Raw genomic sequence first — 17,840 nt, 5'->3', positions numbered from 1 at the left:
CCCCGGGCGAGGTCTTCCCGCGGCGCAAGCCGACACCGCCGCCCCCGGACGGCCCCCAGCAGCTCGCCGCGGGCTGAGATGGCTACCCTGGATCCATGGACTACGTCTCCGCGCTCCTGCCCCCGGCCGTCATGGCCGTCTTCTTCGTCGGCGTGATCCGGGTGATCGTGAAGACACAGGGCGGCGCCAACAAGGCCAAGGAGGACGCGGCCGTGGACGCCGCCCTCGCACGGGTGGAGGGCGCCCGCCGGCCCGCCGCGACATCCCCGAAGGCCGACGCCTGACCCCACTCCCTCCGAGGGCGTACGACTCGGCGGACCCGCACCTCGCGGCGCCCGCACTTTCGAGTCGTACGCCCTTTTTGTTCCCGTTCGCCGGTGAAGCGCACGTCCGCCACGCCATAACCGGGATCTCCCACTATTGTTCTGAGCTGTGCCTCGCCCATTGGGAGAACTCGAAGACGCGGTCATGTCGCGGGTGTGGAAGTGGAACCGCCCGGTGACCGTTCGAGAAGTCCTGGAAGATCTTCAGAAGGAGCGGTCCATCGCGTACACCACCGTGATGACCGTTTTGGACAATCTCCATCAGAAGGGCTGGGTGCGCCGCGAGGCGGAAGGCCGCGCCTATCGATATGAGGCCGTCTCCACCCGTGCCGCCTACGCGGCCGCCCTGATGAACGACGCCTGGTCGCAGAGCGACAACCCCGCAGCCGCTCTCGTCGCCTTCTTCGGCATGATGAGCGAGGAACAGCGCCGGTCCCTCAGCGATGCCGTGCGCATCGTCCAGGGCCCACAAACCCAGGAACCGACCGAACCGTCGGAATCCGCAGAACCGGCCGAACGAGCGGAACCCCGACGACGGCCCCCGGAGAACCCCGCCTCCGCTCAGGACGACGGCGGGCGATAGCGTCCCGTCATGTCCGCGAAGAGGCCCGAAGCCACCGCAAAAGCCATCACCGTCCGACGGGCCCGCACCAGCGATGTCCCGGCCGTGCGCCGCCTCCTTGACGCCTACGTCCGCGGCGGCATCCTGCTCGACAAAGCGACGGTGACGCTTTACGAGGACATCCAGGAGTTCTGGGTCGCGGAACGGGACGACAACGCCGAGGTCGTCGGCTGCGGCGCGCTGCACGTGATGTGGGAAGACCTCGCGGAAGTCCGTACTCTCGCGGTGAAGCCCGGCCTGAAGGGGGCGGGTGTCGGACACCGTGTGCTGGAGAAGTTGCTGCAGACCGCCCGCTGGCTCGGCGTTCGCCGCGTTTTCTGCCTGACCTTCGAAGTCGACTTCTTCACCAAGCACGGCTTCGTGGAGATCGGCGAGACGCCCGTCGACACCGACGTCTACGCGGAGCTGCTGCGTTCCTATGACGAGGGCGTCGCGGAGTTCCTCGGACTCGAACGGGTGAAACCGAACACCTTGGGCAACAGTCGGATGCTTCTGCATCTGTGATCGCCGGCCGCTAGTGGGCCGCAAGAGTGCCCGGCAGGTTCGTTCGTCAAGGCATATTCGCCGGCGCCCGCCCTGCCCCGGTGCCCTATGTCCGAAACGCGCACGTTTCCGGGCCGAGCCCGGGCTGCCGGTCTCTGCCGGGGGTTTGTGTTTTCCCGGCAAAAGCGGTTTGCTTTCCGAGGTACTGCAGTACTGCATATAACAGGGGACGGCGATACGGCGGACGCCGGCAACCCCCGGCCCTTGAAGATATCGATGAAAGGAAATCCGGTGGCACAGAAGGTTCAGGTCCTTCTTGTCGACGACCTCGACGGTGGCGAGGCGGACGAGACCGTGACGTTCGCGCTGGACGGCAAGACGTACGAGATCGATCTCACCACTGCCAATGCGGACAAGCTCCGTGGCCTTCTCGATCCTTACGTGAAGGGCGGTCGGCGTACCGGAGGCCGCGCTTCGGGCGGGCGCGGAAAGGCGCGCGCCGCGTCGAGCGGCAGCCAGGACACCGCGGCGATCCGCGCCTGGGCGAAGGAGAACGGCTACGAGGTCAACGACCGCGGCCGTGTTCCCGCGACCATCCGCGAGGCTTACGAGAAGGCCAACGGCTGATCAGCGGCACTACCGACCCTGCGCCCGCAAGGCCGGTGGCTGGGCGCCCGCGCGCCGCAGCCGGACCCGGTGACACTGAGTGGCCACCGTGTTCACCAGCCGCACGAGATCGGGGGCGTTCCCATCGCCCCCCAGCGCCGACAGTGTCGGCAGCGAGGCCTCGACCTCGCATCCCGGCTCGGGGGGCCGCAGCCACACGGCGGCCCCCTGGGAACCGAACCGGTCCCGGCAGGGCGGCGGCGCGTCCCTGAGCGGCGTGTCCCCCTCCGTGCGAGGCACCGGGGGCGACGGCGCCTCCATGAGACCGCCCGCCCCGACCGCCCCGAGGCCCAGCGGCAGGGACCCCCAGTCCAGCCACTCCAGCAGCCCGGGAAGCTCCTCCGCGCTGCCCGCGGCCACCAGGAGCAGCATCCGGTCGCCGTGCAGGGCGACAGGGGAGCCCGTCGCCAGGCGCCGCAGTGCCGCGTGCCCCGCCTCCGCCGGGACGTCCAGGACGTCGTAGCGCACCCCCACCGCCAGCCGCAGCGGATCGCCGGGCACCGTCGGCCACCCGAGTTCGTTCTCGTACCACCGCCGGACCTGACGGCTCGCGCCGACCGCGTCGAGCGGCCGCCGGGGGAGTGGAAGGAGCCGGGACGGGGACGCGATCACGGGGTGAGGGGCGCCGAACATGCCAAGTGCAACAGCCGGAAGGCCGTCCGGGTTACGCTGGGTTGTGTTACGAGTGCGCAGAGTTGCGAAACAGGGGCGCGCGGGGAGTGCGGGGAGGCGCAAGGTTGTTCGCCCGTAGCGGAGGGAACGGGGGCGCTCGGCATGGACTTCCGGTGCCCGCGGGTAAGACATCCCTAGTGGGAGGGGGCGACACGCAGGAAAGGCCGTCTCACGTTCGCCATCGGCGTACTGGCGAGTGGGGTATCTGCCTGGCCTGCGGGAACATCGTCTCGCACCATCGGGTTGGAGCAGATGTCGGCGTTCGGGGTCAGGAGGCCAAGGACGGTGTCGGCAGTTGGAATGAGCGGTCCCCGCTTGCGGGACTAAGCTGCGGAAGGACAGGGAGGGGAAGTTCCCCCCACTGCCTGACCGCTCTGAGGAGCGATTAACGATGTTCGAGAGGTTCACCGACCGCGCGCGGCGGGTTGTCGTCCTGGCTCAGGAAGAAGCCCGGATGCTCAACCACAACTACATCGGCACTGAGCACATCCTCCTGGGCCTGATCCACGAGGGTGAAGGTGTCGCCGCCAAGGCCCTTGAGAGCCTCGGGATTTCGCTCGAGGCGGTCCGCCAGCAGGTGGAGGAGATCATCGGCCAGGGCCAGCAGGCCCCGTCCGGCCACATCCCCTTCACCCCCCGTGCCAAGAAGGTCCTGGAGCTGTCGCTCCGCGAGGCCCTTCAGCTGGGCCACAACTACATCGGCACGGAGCACATCCTGCTCGGCCTGATCCGCGAGGGCGAGGGCGTCGCCGCCCAGGTCCTGGTCAAGCTGGGCGCAGATCTGAACCGCGTGCGGCAGCAGGTGATCCAGCTGCTCTCCGGTTACCAGGGCAAGGAGACCGCCACCGCCGGCGGTCCTGCCGAGGGCACCCCCTCCACGTCCCTGGTCCTCGACCAGTTCGGCCGGAACCTCACCCAGGCCGCTCGTGAGTCCAAGCTCGACCCGGTCATCGGGCGCGAGAAGGAGATCGAGCGGGTCATGCAGGTGCTGTCCCGCCGTACGAAGAACAACCCGGTGCTGATCGGTGAGCCCGGCGTCGGCAAGACCGCCGTCGTCGAGGGCCTCGCCCAGGCCATCGTCAAGGGCGAGGTGCCCGAGACCCTCAAGGACAAGCACCTCTACACCCTGGACCTCGGTGCCCTGGTCGCCGGCTCCCGCTACCGCGGTGACTTCGAGGAGCGCCTGAAGAAGGTCCTCAAGGAGATCCGCACCCGCGGCGACATCATCCTGTTCATCGACGAGCTGCACACCCTGGTCGGTGCGGGTGCCGCCGAGGGCGCCATCGACGCGGCTTCCATCCTGAAGCCGATGCTGGCCCGCGGTGAGCTCCAGACCATCGGTGCGACCACGCTGGACGAGTACCGCAAGCACCTGGAGAAGGACGCGGCCCTGGAGCGCCGCTTCCAGCCCATCCAGGTCGCGGAGCCGTCCCTGCCGCACACGATCGAGATCCTCAAGGGTCTGCGTGACCGGTACGAGGCCCACCACCGTGTCTCCATCACGGACGAGGCGCTGGTCCAGGCCGCCACGCTGGCCGACCGGTACATCTCGGACCGCTTCCTGCCGGACAAGGCGATCGACCTGATCGACGAGGCCGGCTCCCGGATGCGCATCCGCCGGATGACCGCGCCGCCGGACCTGCGCGAGTTCGACGAGAAGATCGCCGGCGTCCGCCGCGACAAGGAGTCCGCGATCGACTCGCAGGACTTCGAGAAGGCCGCCTCCCTGCGCGACAAGGAGAAGCAGCTCCTCGCCGCCAAGGCCAAGCGGGAGAAGGAGTGGAAGGCCGGCGACATGGACGTCGTCGCCGAGGTCGACGGTGAGCTGATCGCCGAGGTCCTCGCGACGGCCACCGGCATCCCGGTCTTCAAGCTGACCGAGGAGGAGTCCTCGCGTCTGCTGCGCATGGAGGACGAGCTCCACAAGCGGGTCATCGGCCAGGTCGACGCCGTCAAGGCGCTGTCGAAGGCGATCCGCCGTACGCGTGCCGGTCTGAAGGACCCGAAGCGCCCCGGTGGTTCGTTCATCTTCGCCGGCCCGTCCGGTGTCGGTAAGACCGAGCTGTCCAAGGCGCTCGCCGAGTTCCTCTTCGGTGACGAGGACGCGCTGATCTCCCTCGACATGTCGGAGTTCAGCGAGAAGCACACGGTCTCGCGTCTCTTCGGTTCGCCCCCCGGCTACGTGGGCTACGAGGAGGGCGGCCAGCTGACGGAGAAGGTCCGCCGCAAGCCGTTCTCGGTGGTCCTGTTCGACGAGGTCGAGAAGGCTCACCCGGACATCTTCAACTCGCTGCTGCAGATCCTGGAGGACGGTCGCCTGACCGACTCCCAGGGCCGGGTCGTGGACTTCAAGAACACGGTCATCATCATGACGACCAACCTCGGCACCCGGGACATCTCCAAGGGCTTCAACCTGGGCTTCGCCGCCCAGGGCGACACCAAGTCCAACTACGAGCGCATGAAGAACAAGGTCTCGGACGAGCTCAAGCAGCACTTCCGGCCCGAGTTCCTCAACCGCGTCGACGACGTGGTCGTCTTCCCGCAGCTCAGCCAGGACGACATCCTCAAGATCGTCGACCTGATGATCGACAAGGTCGACGAGCGCCTCAAGGACCGGGACATGGGCATCGAGCTCTCGTCGTCCGCCAAGGAGCTGCTGTCCAAGAAGGGCTACGACCCGGTGCTGGGTGCGCGTCCGCTGCGTCGCACCATCCAGCGCGAGATCGAGGACTCGCTGTCGGAGAAGATCCTCTTCGGCGAGCTGCGCCCCGGTCACATCGTGGTCGTCGACACGGAGGGCGAGGGCGAGACCAAGACCTTCACCTTCCGCGGCGAGGAGAAGGCGGCCCTCCCGGACGTCCCGCCGATCGAGCAGGCGGCCGGTGGCACGGGCCCGAACCTGAGCAAGGACGCGTAAGCGTCACGGCCGAGTGAGAGGGGCCGGTGCCTTCCGGGGCACCGGCCCCTTTCCCGTGCCCGGCGTCAGATGCGGAAGATCTCGGCGGTGGGGAAGAGCTCGGCGTAGGGATCGAGGGACTCCGTGCTGTTGAGCGGGGTGGCGATGCCCACACTGCGCACTCCGGGCAGGCGTGGGGCGAGGACCCGCAGCGCTGCCGGGGACGGTGGGGCCGCGAGGAACTGAAGATCCCGGACGCCGGGCAGTTCCGGCATGGCGTCGTGCGCGTAGGCCTCGGCCGGCCCGTAGAGCGACAGCGTCGTGAGCGCCGGGAGGCCGGCCACCTCGGACCAGTCCTCGGCGCTGAGGCGCTGTGTGCCGGACACGCCCAATGCCAGGGACTGGAGCGTGGTCCATCGGGTCAGACCCCGCAGCCCCGTCGAGCCGATGGAACCCATCCCCAGGAAGAGGCTCAGCAAGGGCGCCTCCACGGGGAGGACGTCGGTGAGAACGTCCCCCGGAAGACTCTGGGCGACGGAGAGCCGCTTGAGCTGCGTCAGCGACCCCAGCCCGGTGAGGTCCGCTCCGTGGTCGGAGACCGACAGGTCGGTGAGCGGCAGGCCCGCCAGGCTCGACAGGCCCACTGCCTCCGGGCAGCGCTCCAGCCACAGGGAGGTCAGCAACCGGAACGCCCGTAGCTCCCCCAGATGCCCGAGGCCCGGGTTGTTCCGCAGGTGCAGCAGGCGGACCTCGCAAGGCTCGCGCACGCAGCCGATGAGTCCGGCCGCGGTGAGCGGGCCGTCGAACCGCAGCCTGTGCCAGGGGCGCATCAAGCGGAGCGCCGCCCTCTGCTCGGCCGACTCGCAGACCAGGGAGAGGCCGTCCCTCTCCAGGTGGTCGAGCACCTCGATCGCGTACTCGCGCGTGTCGAAGCGGCCCCAGGTGCCGGCCAGCTGGCGCCGTACGTCGAGATCCGGATGCTCGCGGAAGCGGCGCAGCACCGCCAGGGCGCCCTCGTCCTCCTCCACCCCGAGGAGTGAGGCGGTGACCGCGACGCCGTGGGCCTCCTGGGCGGTCAGTCCCTCCGGCCCGGGCAGCAGCTCCAGGACCAGCGGGCCCGCCTCCGCCAGGGTCTTCGCCTCCTGTGTCGTACGCGGCGGAACGAGCGCCCCGGCCCGTTCCTCCACCTCCGCCCGCACCCCGGGATCCAGGGCCGCGGCGTGTTCGAGGCAGGCCAGGGCGAGGAGGGTCAGCCGCGGGGTGCCCTCGGCCAGCAGCCGGCGGAGCAGGGCCGCTCGCTCCCGGGGGCGGGCGTGCGCGACCGCCATGCGGATCACGTCCTCCCAGAGGCTGTCGCCCGCATGGCCGGCGAGGACCTCCAGATGGCCCTCCTCGACGGCGTAGCGGGCGCCCAGGTAGTCCTGGAAGGTGCGGTGGACGAAGTCGACGACGCCCTCGCCGGGCCGGCGGAGCAGGCCGCTGCGGAGCAGGAGCGTGCGCAGCACCGCCTCGGCGTCACCCTGGCCCGGCCCCGGCGCGATGACCGGCAGACAGCGGGCCACGATGCCCTCGGCCGTGGCCAGGTCCATCTCCGTGTTGCCGCTCAGCACCAGCGCGTAGGCGAGGCGCTGGAGCACCTCCAGCTGGGCCTCCTCGCCCAGCTCGACGCCGTCCACCGCGCCCATGCCCCGCTCCCGGTCACGGCGGGCGAGCAGCATCGCGAGGGCGGCGTCGTACAGCTCCTTGCGGCCGGTGGGCAGGTAGCCCCGCCGTTCCCGGTGAAGGGCGCAGATCAGGCCGCACATCAGGGGGTTGGTGGCGAGGCGGGCCAAGTCGCGCTTGGTGCGCAGGGAGTCCAGGAGCCGTGTCTCGTACTCGGGCGCCTGCGCGGCCGCGTGCCAGCGGTGCACGAACGTCGCCACGTCGGCGCGGCGCATCGGGGTGAGGGTCAGTTCGCTGAAGCCCTCGGTGGCCAGCCAGTCCGGGCGTACGGCGGTGGGGCGTGAGGTCATCAGCCAGTGGTTGCCGGGGAAGGCGTGGATCAGGGCGAGCAGCCAGTCGCGGGTGCGGTGCCGGTCGGCGGCGGGGATCTCGTCCAGGCCGTCGACCAGGACCAGTCCGCGCCCGGCGGCCAGGACGCGTTCCGCCCAGCCCTCCGGCGGGGTGAGGGGACAGCCCACCGCCGTGAGGAAGACCGTGGGCGCGGGGAGCGCACCCGAGCGGACCAGGGTGCGCAGGGGGAGGACGAACGGGACGCGGGTGGCGTCCCGGGCGGCGGTCACCGCCAGCCACTGCACGAGTGTGGTCTTGCCGGAGCCTGCGTCGCCGCGCAGCATCACCCGGTCGTGGCTGCCGAGGGCCTCCTCGGCGGGCAGCCGGACGGCAGCGGCGGCGGTGGCATCCGTGTGCTCGCCCGGCGGCGCGCCGGACACGCCGGTCTGTTCGCCGCTGGTCGCCTCCAGGCTGAGGTAGGCGACTTCCAGGGGCCAGCGGTCGGGGGAGTCCCGCAGGTCGATGCCGTAGATGGTGATGTGGTTGTGGCGCTCGGCGACGTACGGCAGGTAGCGGCGTTCGAAGGCGGCGTCGAGGGCGGACGGGCGGGGTGTGCGGGTGAGCAGCTCGTCGACCTTGGCGATCAGTTCGGCCTGGCCGCGGGTCTGTTCGACGAGGGAGCGGGCGACGAAGGTGGAGCGGCGGGTGAAGAACTCCAGGATGTTCAGGCACGCCCACTCGGTCGCGTGGTCGAGGAAGTGGCAGGAGTCCGCGGACAGCCCGTCGGGTGCCGGGGCCGCGTGGAGCAGCTTGCCGGCCAGCTCGCGGTGGCCCAGACGGACCGCCTGGACGTCGTCCATGTCGAGGTCGCCGAGGGCGAGCAGCCTGCGGGCCAGGGTGTCGGTGATCGCGATCCGCTCGTCGGGCGGGAAGGGCACCTCGCCGGGGGAGTCCACCGCCTGCGCCACGAGCTGCCCGGCGAGTCTGTGGACGTCCCGCTCGGTAAGGGTGCGCTTCTCGCCCCGGAAGGACACGAGAGCGGACAGGCGTACGGGCTTGTCGACCAGGCCCGCTCCCGGTCCGTCCGGGCGGAAGAGCTTCTTCAGCAGTGGAGTCACCAGTGCGGACGCCAGCTTGCCGCCGAGTACCGTCGGATCCAACCGCCTCACCCCCGTGGTCGCGCCAACGGGGGTGAGACTACCCGCAGTTGACCGGGCGGGTCAGGAGAGCTGCCCGTCGTAGTCCGGCAGTTTGTACGTCTTCTCGGCGTGGCCGCCCGAGAGGTCGGTGCTGCTGTTGCCGATGTTCGCGATGATCGTGTAGCCCTTGCGTTCGATGTCGACGCGCTGGGCCGTCTTGTACTCGGCGACGTTCTTGAAGAGGTCGATGAAGTTGCGGACGTAGAGCCCCGAGACCTGGTAGCCGGTCTGTTTGAGGTTGTACTGCGTGAACGAGGCGATGATGTCCGGCCGGGCGGTCACGAAGAATACGGCGACGCCGCGTTCCTGCGCGTATCTGGCGGCCTCCAGGACCGGCTTGTTGGCCGGTTGCGGGTAGCTGAAGCCGAAGTCCGTCTCCAGCGCGGTGTTGTCGATGTCGAGGACGATCGCCTGCTTCTCGCCCGGCTTCGTGGCCGCTATCCGCTGCTTCAGATAGGGCAACGCCTGGTCCATCACGGCTCGGCAGTCCTTCTGCCAGGTGCCGTAGTCGACGTCCGCGGCTGTGGCCGTGGTGGCGGCCTCGGAGGCCCGGGGTGCGGTGGTGGCGTCGGCCGGTGCGGCCATCGCCAGGAGGGCTGCGGCCGAGACGGCGGTCACTGATGCGCGGCGCAACCAGGGGCGTCGGATCTGCATGTCGTGGGGGTCCTCTCACGTCCGTGACGCTGCCAACATGTCGTGTGCATGCTTGTGCGCGAGGGTGGCGTGAGGGGAACCGTAGGGTTACCGGGCGGTAGGCGCATAGAGGCGTGCGCCACATTTCAGGAATGGCCGAAGAGTGCCCCCGGTGACATGCCGCACAGGGGATATGTCCGTTACTAGCTGGAATAGTGGATAACGGAAGGGGAGGAAAGGGATTCTTGTCCCGGCGGAGGCGTGGAAGTGCGGGCTAGTGCCCGGATTTGTCCCGAATGACTGCTGTGTCAAGAGACGTAGAACACTGAACCAAATTACTAACTAGCGTCGTAGATCACGCTTTTGGGAGTTTGTCGGGCTTCGGGTTACCAAGGGATGGCCATGCGGCGAGCGTCAGTGCGCCGGGTGGTTTTCTCCGTCCCCTTCCATACGAGGTTTCGATGTCCCAGCGCGTCACGTCCCGCTCTTCCCGTACGTCCCAGCTCCGCACCCGTGCGACCGTGCTGGCCGCCGGCCTTGGTGTCTCGGTCGCACTGGGAGCCGGGGTCGCGTCCGCCGCCGACACCACGGCCGCGTCCGGTGCCGCCAGTGCCGTCCAGGCGCAGGCCGCCGTCCAGGCCAAGGCCGCCAAGGCTGAGGCCGTGAAGGCCGAGAAGGCCGCCGTCGCGAAGAAGGCCGCTGTCAAGAAGGCGGCCGCCAAGGCCACGCCGTCGTGGGTCGACCCGGTGAAGAAGTACAAGCTCTCCGCGTCCTTCGCCCAGAACGGCGGCATGTGGCAGTCCACCCACAGCGGTCAGGACTTCGCCGTGCCGAGCGGCACCCAGGTCGTCGCCACCCACGGCGGCACCGTCGTCAAGGCCGGCGGCAACGGCGCCGGTGACGGTCCCGCGTACGGCAACGCCGTCGTGATCAAGCACGGCAACGGCACGTACTCCCAGTACGCCCACCTGTCGAAGGTCACCGTGCGGATCGGCCAGATCGTCAAGACCGGCCAGGAGATCGCCAAGTCCGGCAACACCGGCAACTCCAGCGGCCCGCACCTGCACTTCGAGATCCGCACCACTCCGAACTACGGCTCGGCGGTCGACCCGGTGAAGTTCCTGCGCGCCAAGGGCGTGACGGTCTGACCCGCGGTTGACGCACAGGCCAGGCCCTAGGAGCCCCCGGCTCCGCGGTGGGCCTGGGCCACCAGGTCCATGGCGACCTCGAGGACGGCTCTGTTCTTCTCCTCGGGGTCGTCTCCCATGTCCTGGATCAGGAACATGCCGGCGTGCAGCGTGAAGATCGCGCTGGTGTAGCGGACCTGGTCGACCAGGGCGGCGTCCGGGTCGACGATGATGTCGCGCAGGCGCTGGATGCGCCTCTTGAAGGACTCGCCGATCCGCAGGTCCCGTACCGTCGCCTGGTTCTCGTGCATGAAACGGAACAGGGGCTCCGCCTCGGCGAGCGCGGTGGCGTAGCGGCGGACGATCTCCTGCTTGGTGGCCAGGGTGTGCGGCTGTAGCCGGCCCCACTCGATCAGGTCCTCGATCGGCTGGGTGAGGTCCTCGAAGATGCTGACGAGGATCTCTTCCTTCGTCTTGAAATGGTAGTAGAGCGCCGCTTTGGTGACCTCCAGGCGCTCGGCGATCTCGCGCAGGGAGGTCTTCTCGTAGCCCTGCTCCGCGAAGAGTTCGAGGGCCACGTCCTGGATGCGCCGGCGGGTGTCCCCGCGGCGCCGCTGCCTGGTGCCGTCCATGGTGCCGCCCATCCTCCTACGCCCCCCGCTTTCCATAAAACTTACTTGACGACCGGCTAGTTCCAGGTCTAGCTTCCGAGTGTAATCACTAGCCGGTCGGCAAGTAAGTAGCGGTAGCCGGGGGAGCGGGAGCGATGACGGACACACCGGACACACCGGCGGCCGACGCCGGGGAGAAGCAGCCCAGGAGCGTGCGGGTGGTGCTGCTCGCACTGATGATCGCCATGATGCTCGCGATGCTCGACAACATGATCATCGGTACGGCGATGCCGACGATCGTCGGGGAGCTGGGCGGGCTCGAACACCTCTCCTGGGTCGTCACCGCCTACACGCTCGCGACCGCGGCCTCCACCCCGCTGTGGGGCAAGGTCGGCGACATGTACGGCCGCAAGGGCACGTTCCTGTCGTCCATCGTCCTCTTCCTGATCGGCTCCGCCCTCAGCGGCATGGCCCAGAACATGGGCGAACTGATCGGCTTCCGCGCCGTGCAGGGCCTGGGCGCCGGCGGTCTGATGGTCGGTGTCATGGCGATCATCGGCGACCTGATCCCGCCCCGGGAGCGCGGCAAGTACCAGGGCATGATGGCCGGCGTCATGGCGCTGGCGATGATCGGCGGTCCGCTGGTCGGGGGCACCATCACCGACAACTGGGGCTGGCGCTGGGCCTTCTACATCAACCTGCCGCTCGGCGCGGTCGCGCTGGTCGCCGTCAGCGTCGTGCTGCACCTGCCGAAGAAGCGTTCCCAGGCGCGGATCGACTACCTGGGCGCCGCGCTGCTGACCGTCGGCATCACCGCGATCGTGCTCGTCACCACGTGGGGCGGCACGGAGTACGCCTGGAGCTCCGCGCGGATCATGGAGCTGATCGGCATCGGGGTCGGTGCCCTGGTCGGATTCGTGTTCTGGCAGACCAGGGCCGCCGAGCCGGTGCTGCCGCTGCACATCTTCCGCAGCCTCAACTTCACGCTGATGTCGGTCATCGGCTTCATCACCGGTTTCGTGATGTTCGGCGCCACGCTCTTCCTGCCGCTGTACCAGCAGTCCGTGCAGGGTGCCTCCGCGACCAACTCCGGACTGCTGCTCCTGCCCATGCTCGGCGCGATGCTGGTGACCTCGATGGTCGCCGGGCGGGTGACCACGAACACCGGCAGGTACAAGGTCTTCCCGGTCGTCGGCAGCGCGCTGATGATCGTCGGGCTGTATCTGCTGTCCACGATGGACACCGGCACCTCGCGTCTGACGTCCGGTGTCTTCATGGCCGTGGTCGGACTCGGCATGGGCTGCCTGATGCAGATCACCATGCTGGTCGCGCAGAACAGCGTCGAGATGAAGGACATGGGCGTCGCGTCCTCGTCGGCCACCCTGTTCCGTACGCTCGGCTCCTCCTTCGGCGTCGCGATCATGGGCGCGCTGTTCAACAACCGCGTCCAGGACGTCATGACCCAGCGGGCCGGGGAGCTGGGCTCCAAGGTGACCGAGCAGTCGGCCCAGCTCGACGCCAAGAGCCTGGAGAAGCTGCCGGTGCTGGCCCGGGAGGCGTACCAGCACGCGGTCTCCGCCGGCACGCACTCGGCGTTCCTGCTCGGCGCCGTGGTCGCGGTGGTCGCCCTCGCCGCGGCCGTGTTCGTCAAGGAGGTGCCGCTGCGGGGAGCGGGACCCAAGGAGGACGGCGAGCCGGACGCCCCGGCGGCGCAGCCGCCCCTGGTCGAGGCCGTCTGACCGCACCGTACGAGGCTCCCGGGAGTGTCCGCCCGGGGGCTTTCGTCATACCCGGCCACGACTCGGGGGCCGTTGTCGGACCCCGGTGCCACCATCGGTCGCATGGACGACACGCGCCGGATCCGGCTCGCCGAGGACGCCATGGACCGGGACCGGCCCTGCTGAGCGGGGACCAGGACTGGCCTCGGTGAAGCGACCGGCCTACGACCCCGGCAGCATCGGGTAGCGAACCGGGACGAGGACTGGTCCTGTGCTGAGCCGGGACACGAGGACCGGCCCTGCTGAACCGGGACCAGGACTGGTCCCGCCGAAGCCACCCGCCTACGACCCCGGCAGCATCGGGTAGCTCCCCGTGTTCGTCGGCGCGTGCTCCGGCAGCCACAGCACGGCGACCGCGCCCTCGGCCGGCAGATGTTCCGGTGTCCCGGGGGTGCGGACGTTGCGGAACGTCAGCCGGGCGCCCAGCACCCGGGCCTGCCCGGCCGCGATGGTCAGGCCGAGTCCGTGGCCGTGGCCGGCCCGGTCCTTGCTGCCGGTGCGGAAGCGGCTCGGCCCCTCGGCGAGCAGGTCCTCCGGGAAGCCCGGGCCGTGGTCGCGCACGCGGATGACCCGGCCCTCGACGCTGACCTCGACGGGCGGCTTGCCGTGCCGGGCCGCGTTGGCCAGGAGATTGAACAGGACGCGCTCCAGGCGGCGCGGGTCGGTGGTGACCTCCGACTCGTGCACGATCCGCACCTCGACGGCCGGATCCTTGGCCGTCACCCGTCGGGCGACGAACTCGCCCAGCATGATGTCCTGCAGCTCCGCCCGCTCGGAGGCCCCGTCGAGACGGGCCACCTCCAGCACGTCCTCGACCAGCGTGCGCATGGCCTTCGCCCGGTCCAGCACCAGCTCGGTCGGGCGTCCGGGCGGCAGCAGTTCCGCGGCGGTGAGCAGCCCGGTCACCGGGGTGCGCAGCTCGTGCGCGATGTCGGCGGTGACCCGTCGCTCGGCCTCGATGCGCTGCCGCAGCGCGTCCGCCATGGCGTCCACCGCGCTCGCCAGGTCGTCCGTCTCGTCCCGCACCACCCCGCCCATGGCGTCCCGTACCCGCACGTCCGTCTCGCCGCCCGCGAGCTGGCCCGCCGCGATGGCCGCCTTGCGCAGCCGCCGCGAGAGATGCCCGCCGATCAGCACTCCGAGCGCGCTGCCGCCGAGGACGACCGCGATCGACCCGATGAGCAGGGCCTGGTCGAGGTCCTGCAGGATGTCGGAGCTGCGGTCGGTGAAGCCCGAGTGCAACGACATCACCTGCCCGTTCTTCAGCGGCACGGCGGCCCATATGTCGGGCACGCCACCCGGCCGGTCGGCCACGTACGTCGCCCGCTGGCCCGCCTCGACCCGCTCCCGCAGCAAGGGCGGCAGACCCGGGTCGTTGATCTTGGTGTTGGGGAAGTTCATCCGCCCGGACAGCTCGAAGTTGCGCTGGGCGATCAGGATCCGCTCGTCGGCGAGGTCGCGCGCGTTGTCCAGCATCGATACCCGGGCGGCGTTGTGCACGACGAGGCTCAGCGCGATCGCCACCAGCGCACCCACCAGCGCGATGGCCGCGCTCAGCTTCCATCTGAGGCCCGTACGGATGCCCGCACGCTCCAAGCCCGCGGCGACCAGGCGCCGGAAGTGCCCCCTCATACCCCTGCCCCTGCTCAGGCCTTCAACTTGTAGCCGAAGCCACGGACCGTCTCGATCCGGTCCTGGCCGATCTTCTGCCGCAGCCGCTGCACATGCACGTCGACGACGCGGGTGTCCCCGCCCCAGCCGTAGTCCCACACCCGCTCCAGCAGCTTGTCGCGGGAGAGCACCGTGCCCGGCGCGGAGGAGAACTCCAGCAGCAGCCGCATCTCGGTCGGCGTCAGCGCCACCGGCTGTCCGGCGCGGCGGACCTCCATGCCCTCGGTGTCGACCTCCAGGTCCCCGAAGGCCAGCACCCCGCCGCTCTCCGGCGCGGCCGGCTCGTCGCCCCGGCCGCCGCCCGCGTGCCCGAAGCGGCGCAGCACCGCGCGGATCCGGGCGACCAGGACGGCACCGTCGAACGGCTTGGTCACATAGTCGTCGGCGCCCGCCTCCAGGCCCAGCACGACGTCGATGGAGTCGGCCCGAGCCGACAGCATGATCACCGGCACGGTCGACTCGTCGCGGATTCGGCGGCACAGGCTGACGCCGTCGAGGCCGGGGACCATGACGTCCAGCAGCGCGATGTCCGGGCGGTCCGCCCGGAACGCCTCCAGGCCCGAGAGCCCGTCGGGCATGGCGGTGACCACGAAGCCGTCCCGTTCCAGGGCGAGCTGCGTGGCCTCGCGGATGACGTCGTCGTCCTCGACGAACAGGACATGGGTCTGGTCTGCCATCCCGGTGCTCTCAGTCCTTCGTGGTCCGTGGGGTGCGTTCTCCTGCTGGGACGCACGATGCCTGCGATGCGTTCATACGTTCACCGGGGGATCGGTCCGAGCGGCCCGATCGGTTCGCGCCGCCCGACCGCCCGGGTCAGCCCGCGGGCACCGGCGTCGCGCTCTCGCCGGCGACCTTCCCGTAGTCGTTGTGCGTGCGGTACTTCTCGGCGAAGTGGCCGGCGGTCCATCTGTACGTGATCACGCTCTCCCCGGAGGGACTCGACACCGGGTCGCCCTTCTCGTACACCTGCTTGGTCACGACCAGGTCCCCGCGGTCGATCTCCGCGTAGACCGGCGGCTCCTCGGCCTTGAACACATTCTCGTACGAGCCGTCCTGCTCGCGATACACGTAACTGCCGACACCCACCGCGTCACCGCAGGTCAGCACGTTGACGACGACGTCGTCCGCGGAGCCTTGGGTCAGATTGCCGTAGGAGACGTCCACCGGGTACTCGTCGGCGGCGCACGGCTTCAGCTCGCGCTTCACCTCGGGTGCGACCTTCGGGTCGTCCTTGACGAGCTTGACCGCGTTCACGGTGTCGGGGGACTTCGACGGCGCGGCGGACGGGGTGGCGGCGCCCGCCACCGAGTCGGCGTGCGCCGGGCCCTCGTCACGGGCGCCGGTGCCGCCGGCACCGCACCCGGACACCAGAAGGGCGAGGGCGGTGGGCACGGCCAGTGCCGCGCTCACCGCCTGAATACTGCCCCGGGTCCGTGGCGAACCCTCACCGGTCAGGCCGCGCACCGCTCCCGCTCCTCACGCTCCAGCGCGCGTGCGTCCAGATCGCGGGACTCCAGCTCCTCGCGGAGCCGGGCGAGCGCCCGGTGCAGCGTGCTCTTGACCGTTCCGGCCGACATGCCGAGGGCGGCGGCCGTCTCCTCCGTGGACATCTGCTCCCAGTGTCGCAGCACCACGACACTGCGCTGCTTGGGGGCGAGCACCTTCAGGATGTCCATCAGCAGGGCGCGGTCCGCGTGCTGCTCGGTGGCGTCGTCGACCGAGGCGTCCGGGAGCTGCTCCGTCGGGACCTCCTCCAGCTTCCGCGCCCGCCACCACTCCGTGCGGGTGTTGATCATCACCCGGCGCAGGTAGGCGTCGGCCAGCCGCTTGTCCTCGATGGTCTCCCAGCGGCCGTACGTCCGTACCAGCGCCGTCTGCAGCAGATCCTGCGCGTCCGTCGGGTCCGGGACCAGGCGGCGGGCACTGCGCAGCAGCGCGTCCTGCCGGGTGCGGACGTACTCCTCGAACTCGAGCACCTCGCCCTGCGCCATGGTGAACCGCCTCCCGTTTCCCCGTTCGGGCCGGCTCACCGCCGCCCGTGTACTGCCTGTGTTCTTCCGTCGTCCCGTGTCTTCCGGGAACGCATCTGAAGGTACGGAGGCGTTGTCACGGCGCTGTCCGAAGCAGCCTGCGGCCAGCACTCGGCTGTCCGTCGGTTGTGTAACGGAAATCCGAACGGGGTAAAGCCGTGGGGGCATTGAAGGGGTTTCGGGGTGATTTGTCCACCCCCGTCACTGTGACGGACGGCGGTCCGCGGCTGTGATGTGCCTGTACGTCAGGTCAGCGGCAGCCGGTACAGACCGCCCGCCATCGGCTCCACCAGACCGTCGGAGACGAGACCGTCGAGGGCGCGGGCACGCTGTACCGGCTCGTGCCACACCCGGTCCAGAGCGGCCTGCGGAACGGGCCCGTGCGCCTCCCGCAGCACGGCGAGCAGCCGCCCGCGCACCTGCCGGTCGGTGCCCGCGTAGGTCTGGCCCTTGCGCGGCGGACCGTCGTGCTCCGGCTTGCCCGCCAGCCGCCACGCGCACTGCGCGGCGATCGGGCAGCGGTGGCACGACTCGCTCTTCGCCGTGCACACCAGCGCGCCCAGCTCCATGGAGGCGGCGGCCCAGCGGGCGGCGGTCGGCTCGTCCTCGGGCAGCAGCGCGCGGGCCAGCTTGCGCTCGGCCGCGGTGGTGGCGTTCGGCGGGTACTGCACGCCGGTGACCGCGCGGGCGAAGACCCGGCGCACGTTGGTGTCCAGCACCGGGTGCCGCTGCCCGTAGGCGAAGGAGGCGACGGCGGCGGCCGTGTACTCGCCGATGCCGGGCAGTGCCAGCAGCTGGGCGTGGTCGGCCGGTACGTCCCCGCCGTGCCGTTCCGTTATGGCGACGGCGGCGCCGTGCAGCCGCAGCGCTCGGCGCGGGTAGCCGAGCCGGCCCCAGGCGCGGACGGCCTCGCCGGGCGCCTCCTTGGCCAGGTCGGCGGGGCGCGGCCAGCGCTCAAGCCACTGCTCGTAGACGGGCAGGACGCGGCTCACCGGGGTCTGCTGCAGCATGAACTCACTGACCATCACCCCCCAGGCCCCGGCCTCGGGCCGCCGCCACGGCAGGTCACGGGCGTGTTCGGCGAACCAGTCGATGACGGGGGAGTGCAGGGTGGTCACGGCGGTCGCGGGGGTGGTG

General features: G+C 70.1%; 16 protein-coding genes. 7 read left to right on the top strand and 9 right to left on the bottom strand.

The window, feature by feature from the left end; translation table 11 throughout:
* Window positions 1-95 precede the first annotated feature (95 nt).
* The 4 genes from C1J00_RS20430 to C1J00_RS20415 all read left to right on the top strand — a co-directional run bounded on the left by C1J00_RS20430 (window position 96) and on the right by C1J00_RS20415 (window position 2,055).
* A complete protein-coding gene (locus C1J00_RS20430; protein ID WP_102910509.1) occupies window positions 96-284 on the top strand; it encodes a hypothetical protein in 189 nt (62 codons plus the stop codon).
* Window positions 285-468: 184 nt separating this feature from the next.
* Window positions 469-906, top strand: coding sequence for a BlaI/MecI/CopY family transcriptional regulator (locus C1J00_RS20425; RefSeq protein WP_245936421.1), 438 nt, complete (start codon window positions 469-471; stop codon window positions 904-906).
* Window positions 907-915: 9 nt separating this feature from the next.
* Window positions 916-1,449 (top strand): amino-acid N-acetyltransferase, encoded by a 534-nt coding sequence (locus C1J00_RS20420; protein WP_102910507.1) that lies wholly within the window; start codon window positions 916-918, stop codon window positions 1,447-1,449.
* 270 nt (window positions 1,450-1,719) lie between these two features.
* The gene (locus tag C1J00_RS20415; protein WP_102910506.1) at window positions 1,720-2,055 is read left to right on the top strand and encodes a histone-like nucleoid-structuring protein Lsr2; all 336 of its coding nucleotides are present in this window, start codon (window positions 1,720-1,722) and stop codon (window positions 2,053-2,055) included.
* A gap of 9 nt (window positions 2,056-2,064) precedes the next feature.
* On the opposite strand, the gene C1J00_RS20410 is transcribed toward C1J00_RS20415, so the two are convergent.
* The gene (locus C1J00_RS20410; protein ID WP_102910505.1) at window positions 2,065-2,727 is read right to left on the bottom strand and encodes an SCO3374 family protein; all 663 of its coding nucleotides are present in this window, start codon (window positions 2,725-2,727) and stop codon (window positions 2,065-2,067) included.
* A 430-nt stretch (window positions 2,728-3,157) separates the two neighbouring features.
* Between C1J00_RS20410 and C1J00_RS20400 the strand changes: the two genes are divergently transcribed.
* A complete protein-coding gene (locus C1J00_RS20400; RefSeq protein ID WP_102910504.1) occupies window positions 3,158-5,683 on the top strand; it encodes an ATP-dependent Clp protease ATP-binding subunit in 2,526 nt (841 codons plus the stop codon).
* Window positions 5,684-5,748: 65 nt separating this feature from the next.
* On the opposite strand, the gene C1J00_RS20395 is transcribed toward C1J00_RS20400, so the two are convergent.
* Both C1J00_RS20395 and C1J00_RS20390 read right to left on the bottom strand, forming a co-directional pair.
* On the bottom strand, window positions 5,749-8,814 hold the full coding sequence (locus tag C1J00_RS20395) for an NACHT domain-containing protein (RefSeq protein ID WP_102910503.1): 3,066 nt from the start codon (window positions 8,812-8,814) through the stop codon (window positions 5,749-5,751).
* A 60-nt stretch (window positions 8,815-8,874) separates the two neighbouring features.
* On the bottom strand, window positions 8,875-9,507 hold the full coding sequence (locus C1J00_RS20390; RefSeq protein ID WP_102910502.1) for an HAD family acid phosphatase: 633 nt from the start codon (window positions 9,505-9,507) through the stop codon (window positions 8,875-8,877).
* A 440-nt stretch (window positions 9,508-9,947) separates the two neighbouring features.
* Between C1J00_RS20390 and C1J00_RS20385 the strand changes: the two genes are divergently transcribed.
* Window positions 9,948-10,634: a M23 family metallopeptidase gene (locus tag C1J00_RS20385; protein WP_102910501.1), complete on the top strand. Its 687-nt coding sequence runs from the start codon at window positions 9,948-9,950 to the stop codon at window positions 10,632-10,634.
* 26 nt (window positions 10,635-10,660) lie between these two features.
* Here the strand turns inward: C1J00_RS20385 and C1J00_RS20380 are convergent, their stop codons facing one another.
* Complete coding sequence (locus tag C1J00_RS20380) at window positions 10,661-11,257, bottom strand: TetR/AcrR family transcriptional regulator (protein ID WP_102910500.1); 597 nt, start codon at window positions 11,255-11,257, stop codon at window positions 10,661-10,663.
* Between the two features lie 122 nt (window positions 11,258-11,379).
* On the opposite strand from C1J00_RS20380, the gene C1J00_RS20375 reads away from it, so the two are divergent.
* The gene (locus C1J00_RS20375) at window positions 11,380-12,963 is read left to right on the top strand and encodes an MDR family MFS transporter (protein ID WP_102910499.1); all 1,584 of its coding nucleotides are present in this window, start codon (window positions 11,380-11,382) and stop codon (window positions 12,961-12,963) included.
* Window positions 12,964-13,284: 321 nt separating this feature from the next.
* Here the strand turns inward: C1J00_RS20375 and cseC are convergent, their stop codons facing one another.
* The 5 genes from cseC to C1J00_RS20350 form a co-directional block, all read right to left on the bottom strand.
* The gene (gene cseC / locus C1J00_RS20370; protein WP_102910498.1) at window positions 13,285-14,634 is read right to left on the bottom strand and encodes a two-component system sensor histidine kinase CseC; all 1,350 of its coding nucleotides are present in this window, start codon (window positions 14,632-14,634) and stop codon (window positions 13,285-13,287) included.
* 14 nt (window positions 14,635-14,648) lie between these two features.
* The gene (gene cseB / locus C1J00_RS20365; RefSeq protein ID WP_102910497.1) at window positions 14,649-15,350 is read right to left on the bottom strand and encodes a two-component system response regulator CseB; all 702 of its coding nucleotides are present in this window, start codon (window positions 15,348-15,350) and stop codon (window positions 14,649-14,651) included.
* Window positions 15,351-15,486: 136 nt separating this feature from the next.
* Window positions 15,487-16,137, bottom strand: coding sequence for a hypothetical protein (locus tag C1J00_RS20360; protein ID WP_180989620.1), 651 nt, complete (start codon window positions 16,135-16,137; stop codon window positions 15,487-15,489).
* Window positions 16,125-16,664, bottom strand: a complete 540-nt coding sequence (locus C1J00_RS20355) for a SigE family RNA polymerase sigma factor (RefSeq protein WP_030251439.1) — start codon at window positions 16,662-16,664, stop codon at window positions 16,125-16,127. The genes C1J00_RS20360 and C1J00_RS20355 overlap by 13 nt, the downstream gene beginning before the upstream one ends.
* Before the next feature lie 284 nt (window positions 16,665-16,948).
* Complete coding sequence (locus C1J00_RS20350) at window positions 16,949-17,821, bottom strand: HhH-GPD family protein (RefSeq protein ID WP_180989621.1); 873 nt, start codon at window positions 17,819-17,821, stop codon at window positions 16,949-16,951.
* Window positions 17,822-17,840 lie beyond the last annotated feature (19 nt).

It is taken from the genome of Streptomyces cahuitamycinicus (genome assembly GCF_002891435.1).
In the GTDB taxonomy this organism is placed as follows: domain Bacteria; phylum Actinomycetota; class Actinomycetes; order Streptomycetales; family Streptomycetaceae; genus Streptomyces; species Streptomyces cahuitamycinicus.
Note: the sequence above shows the minus strand (reverse complement) of the source record. Positions and strands in the feature narration are given on the sequence as shown.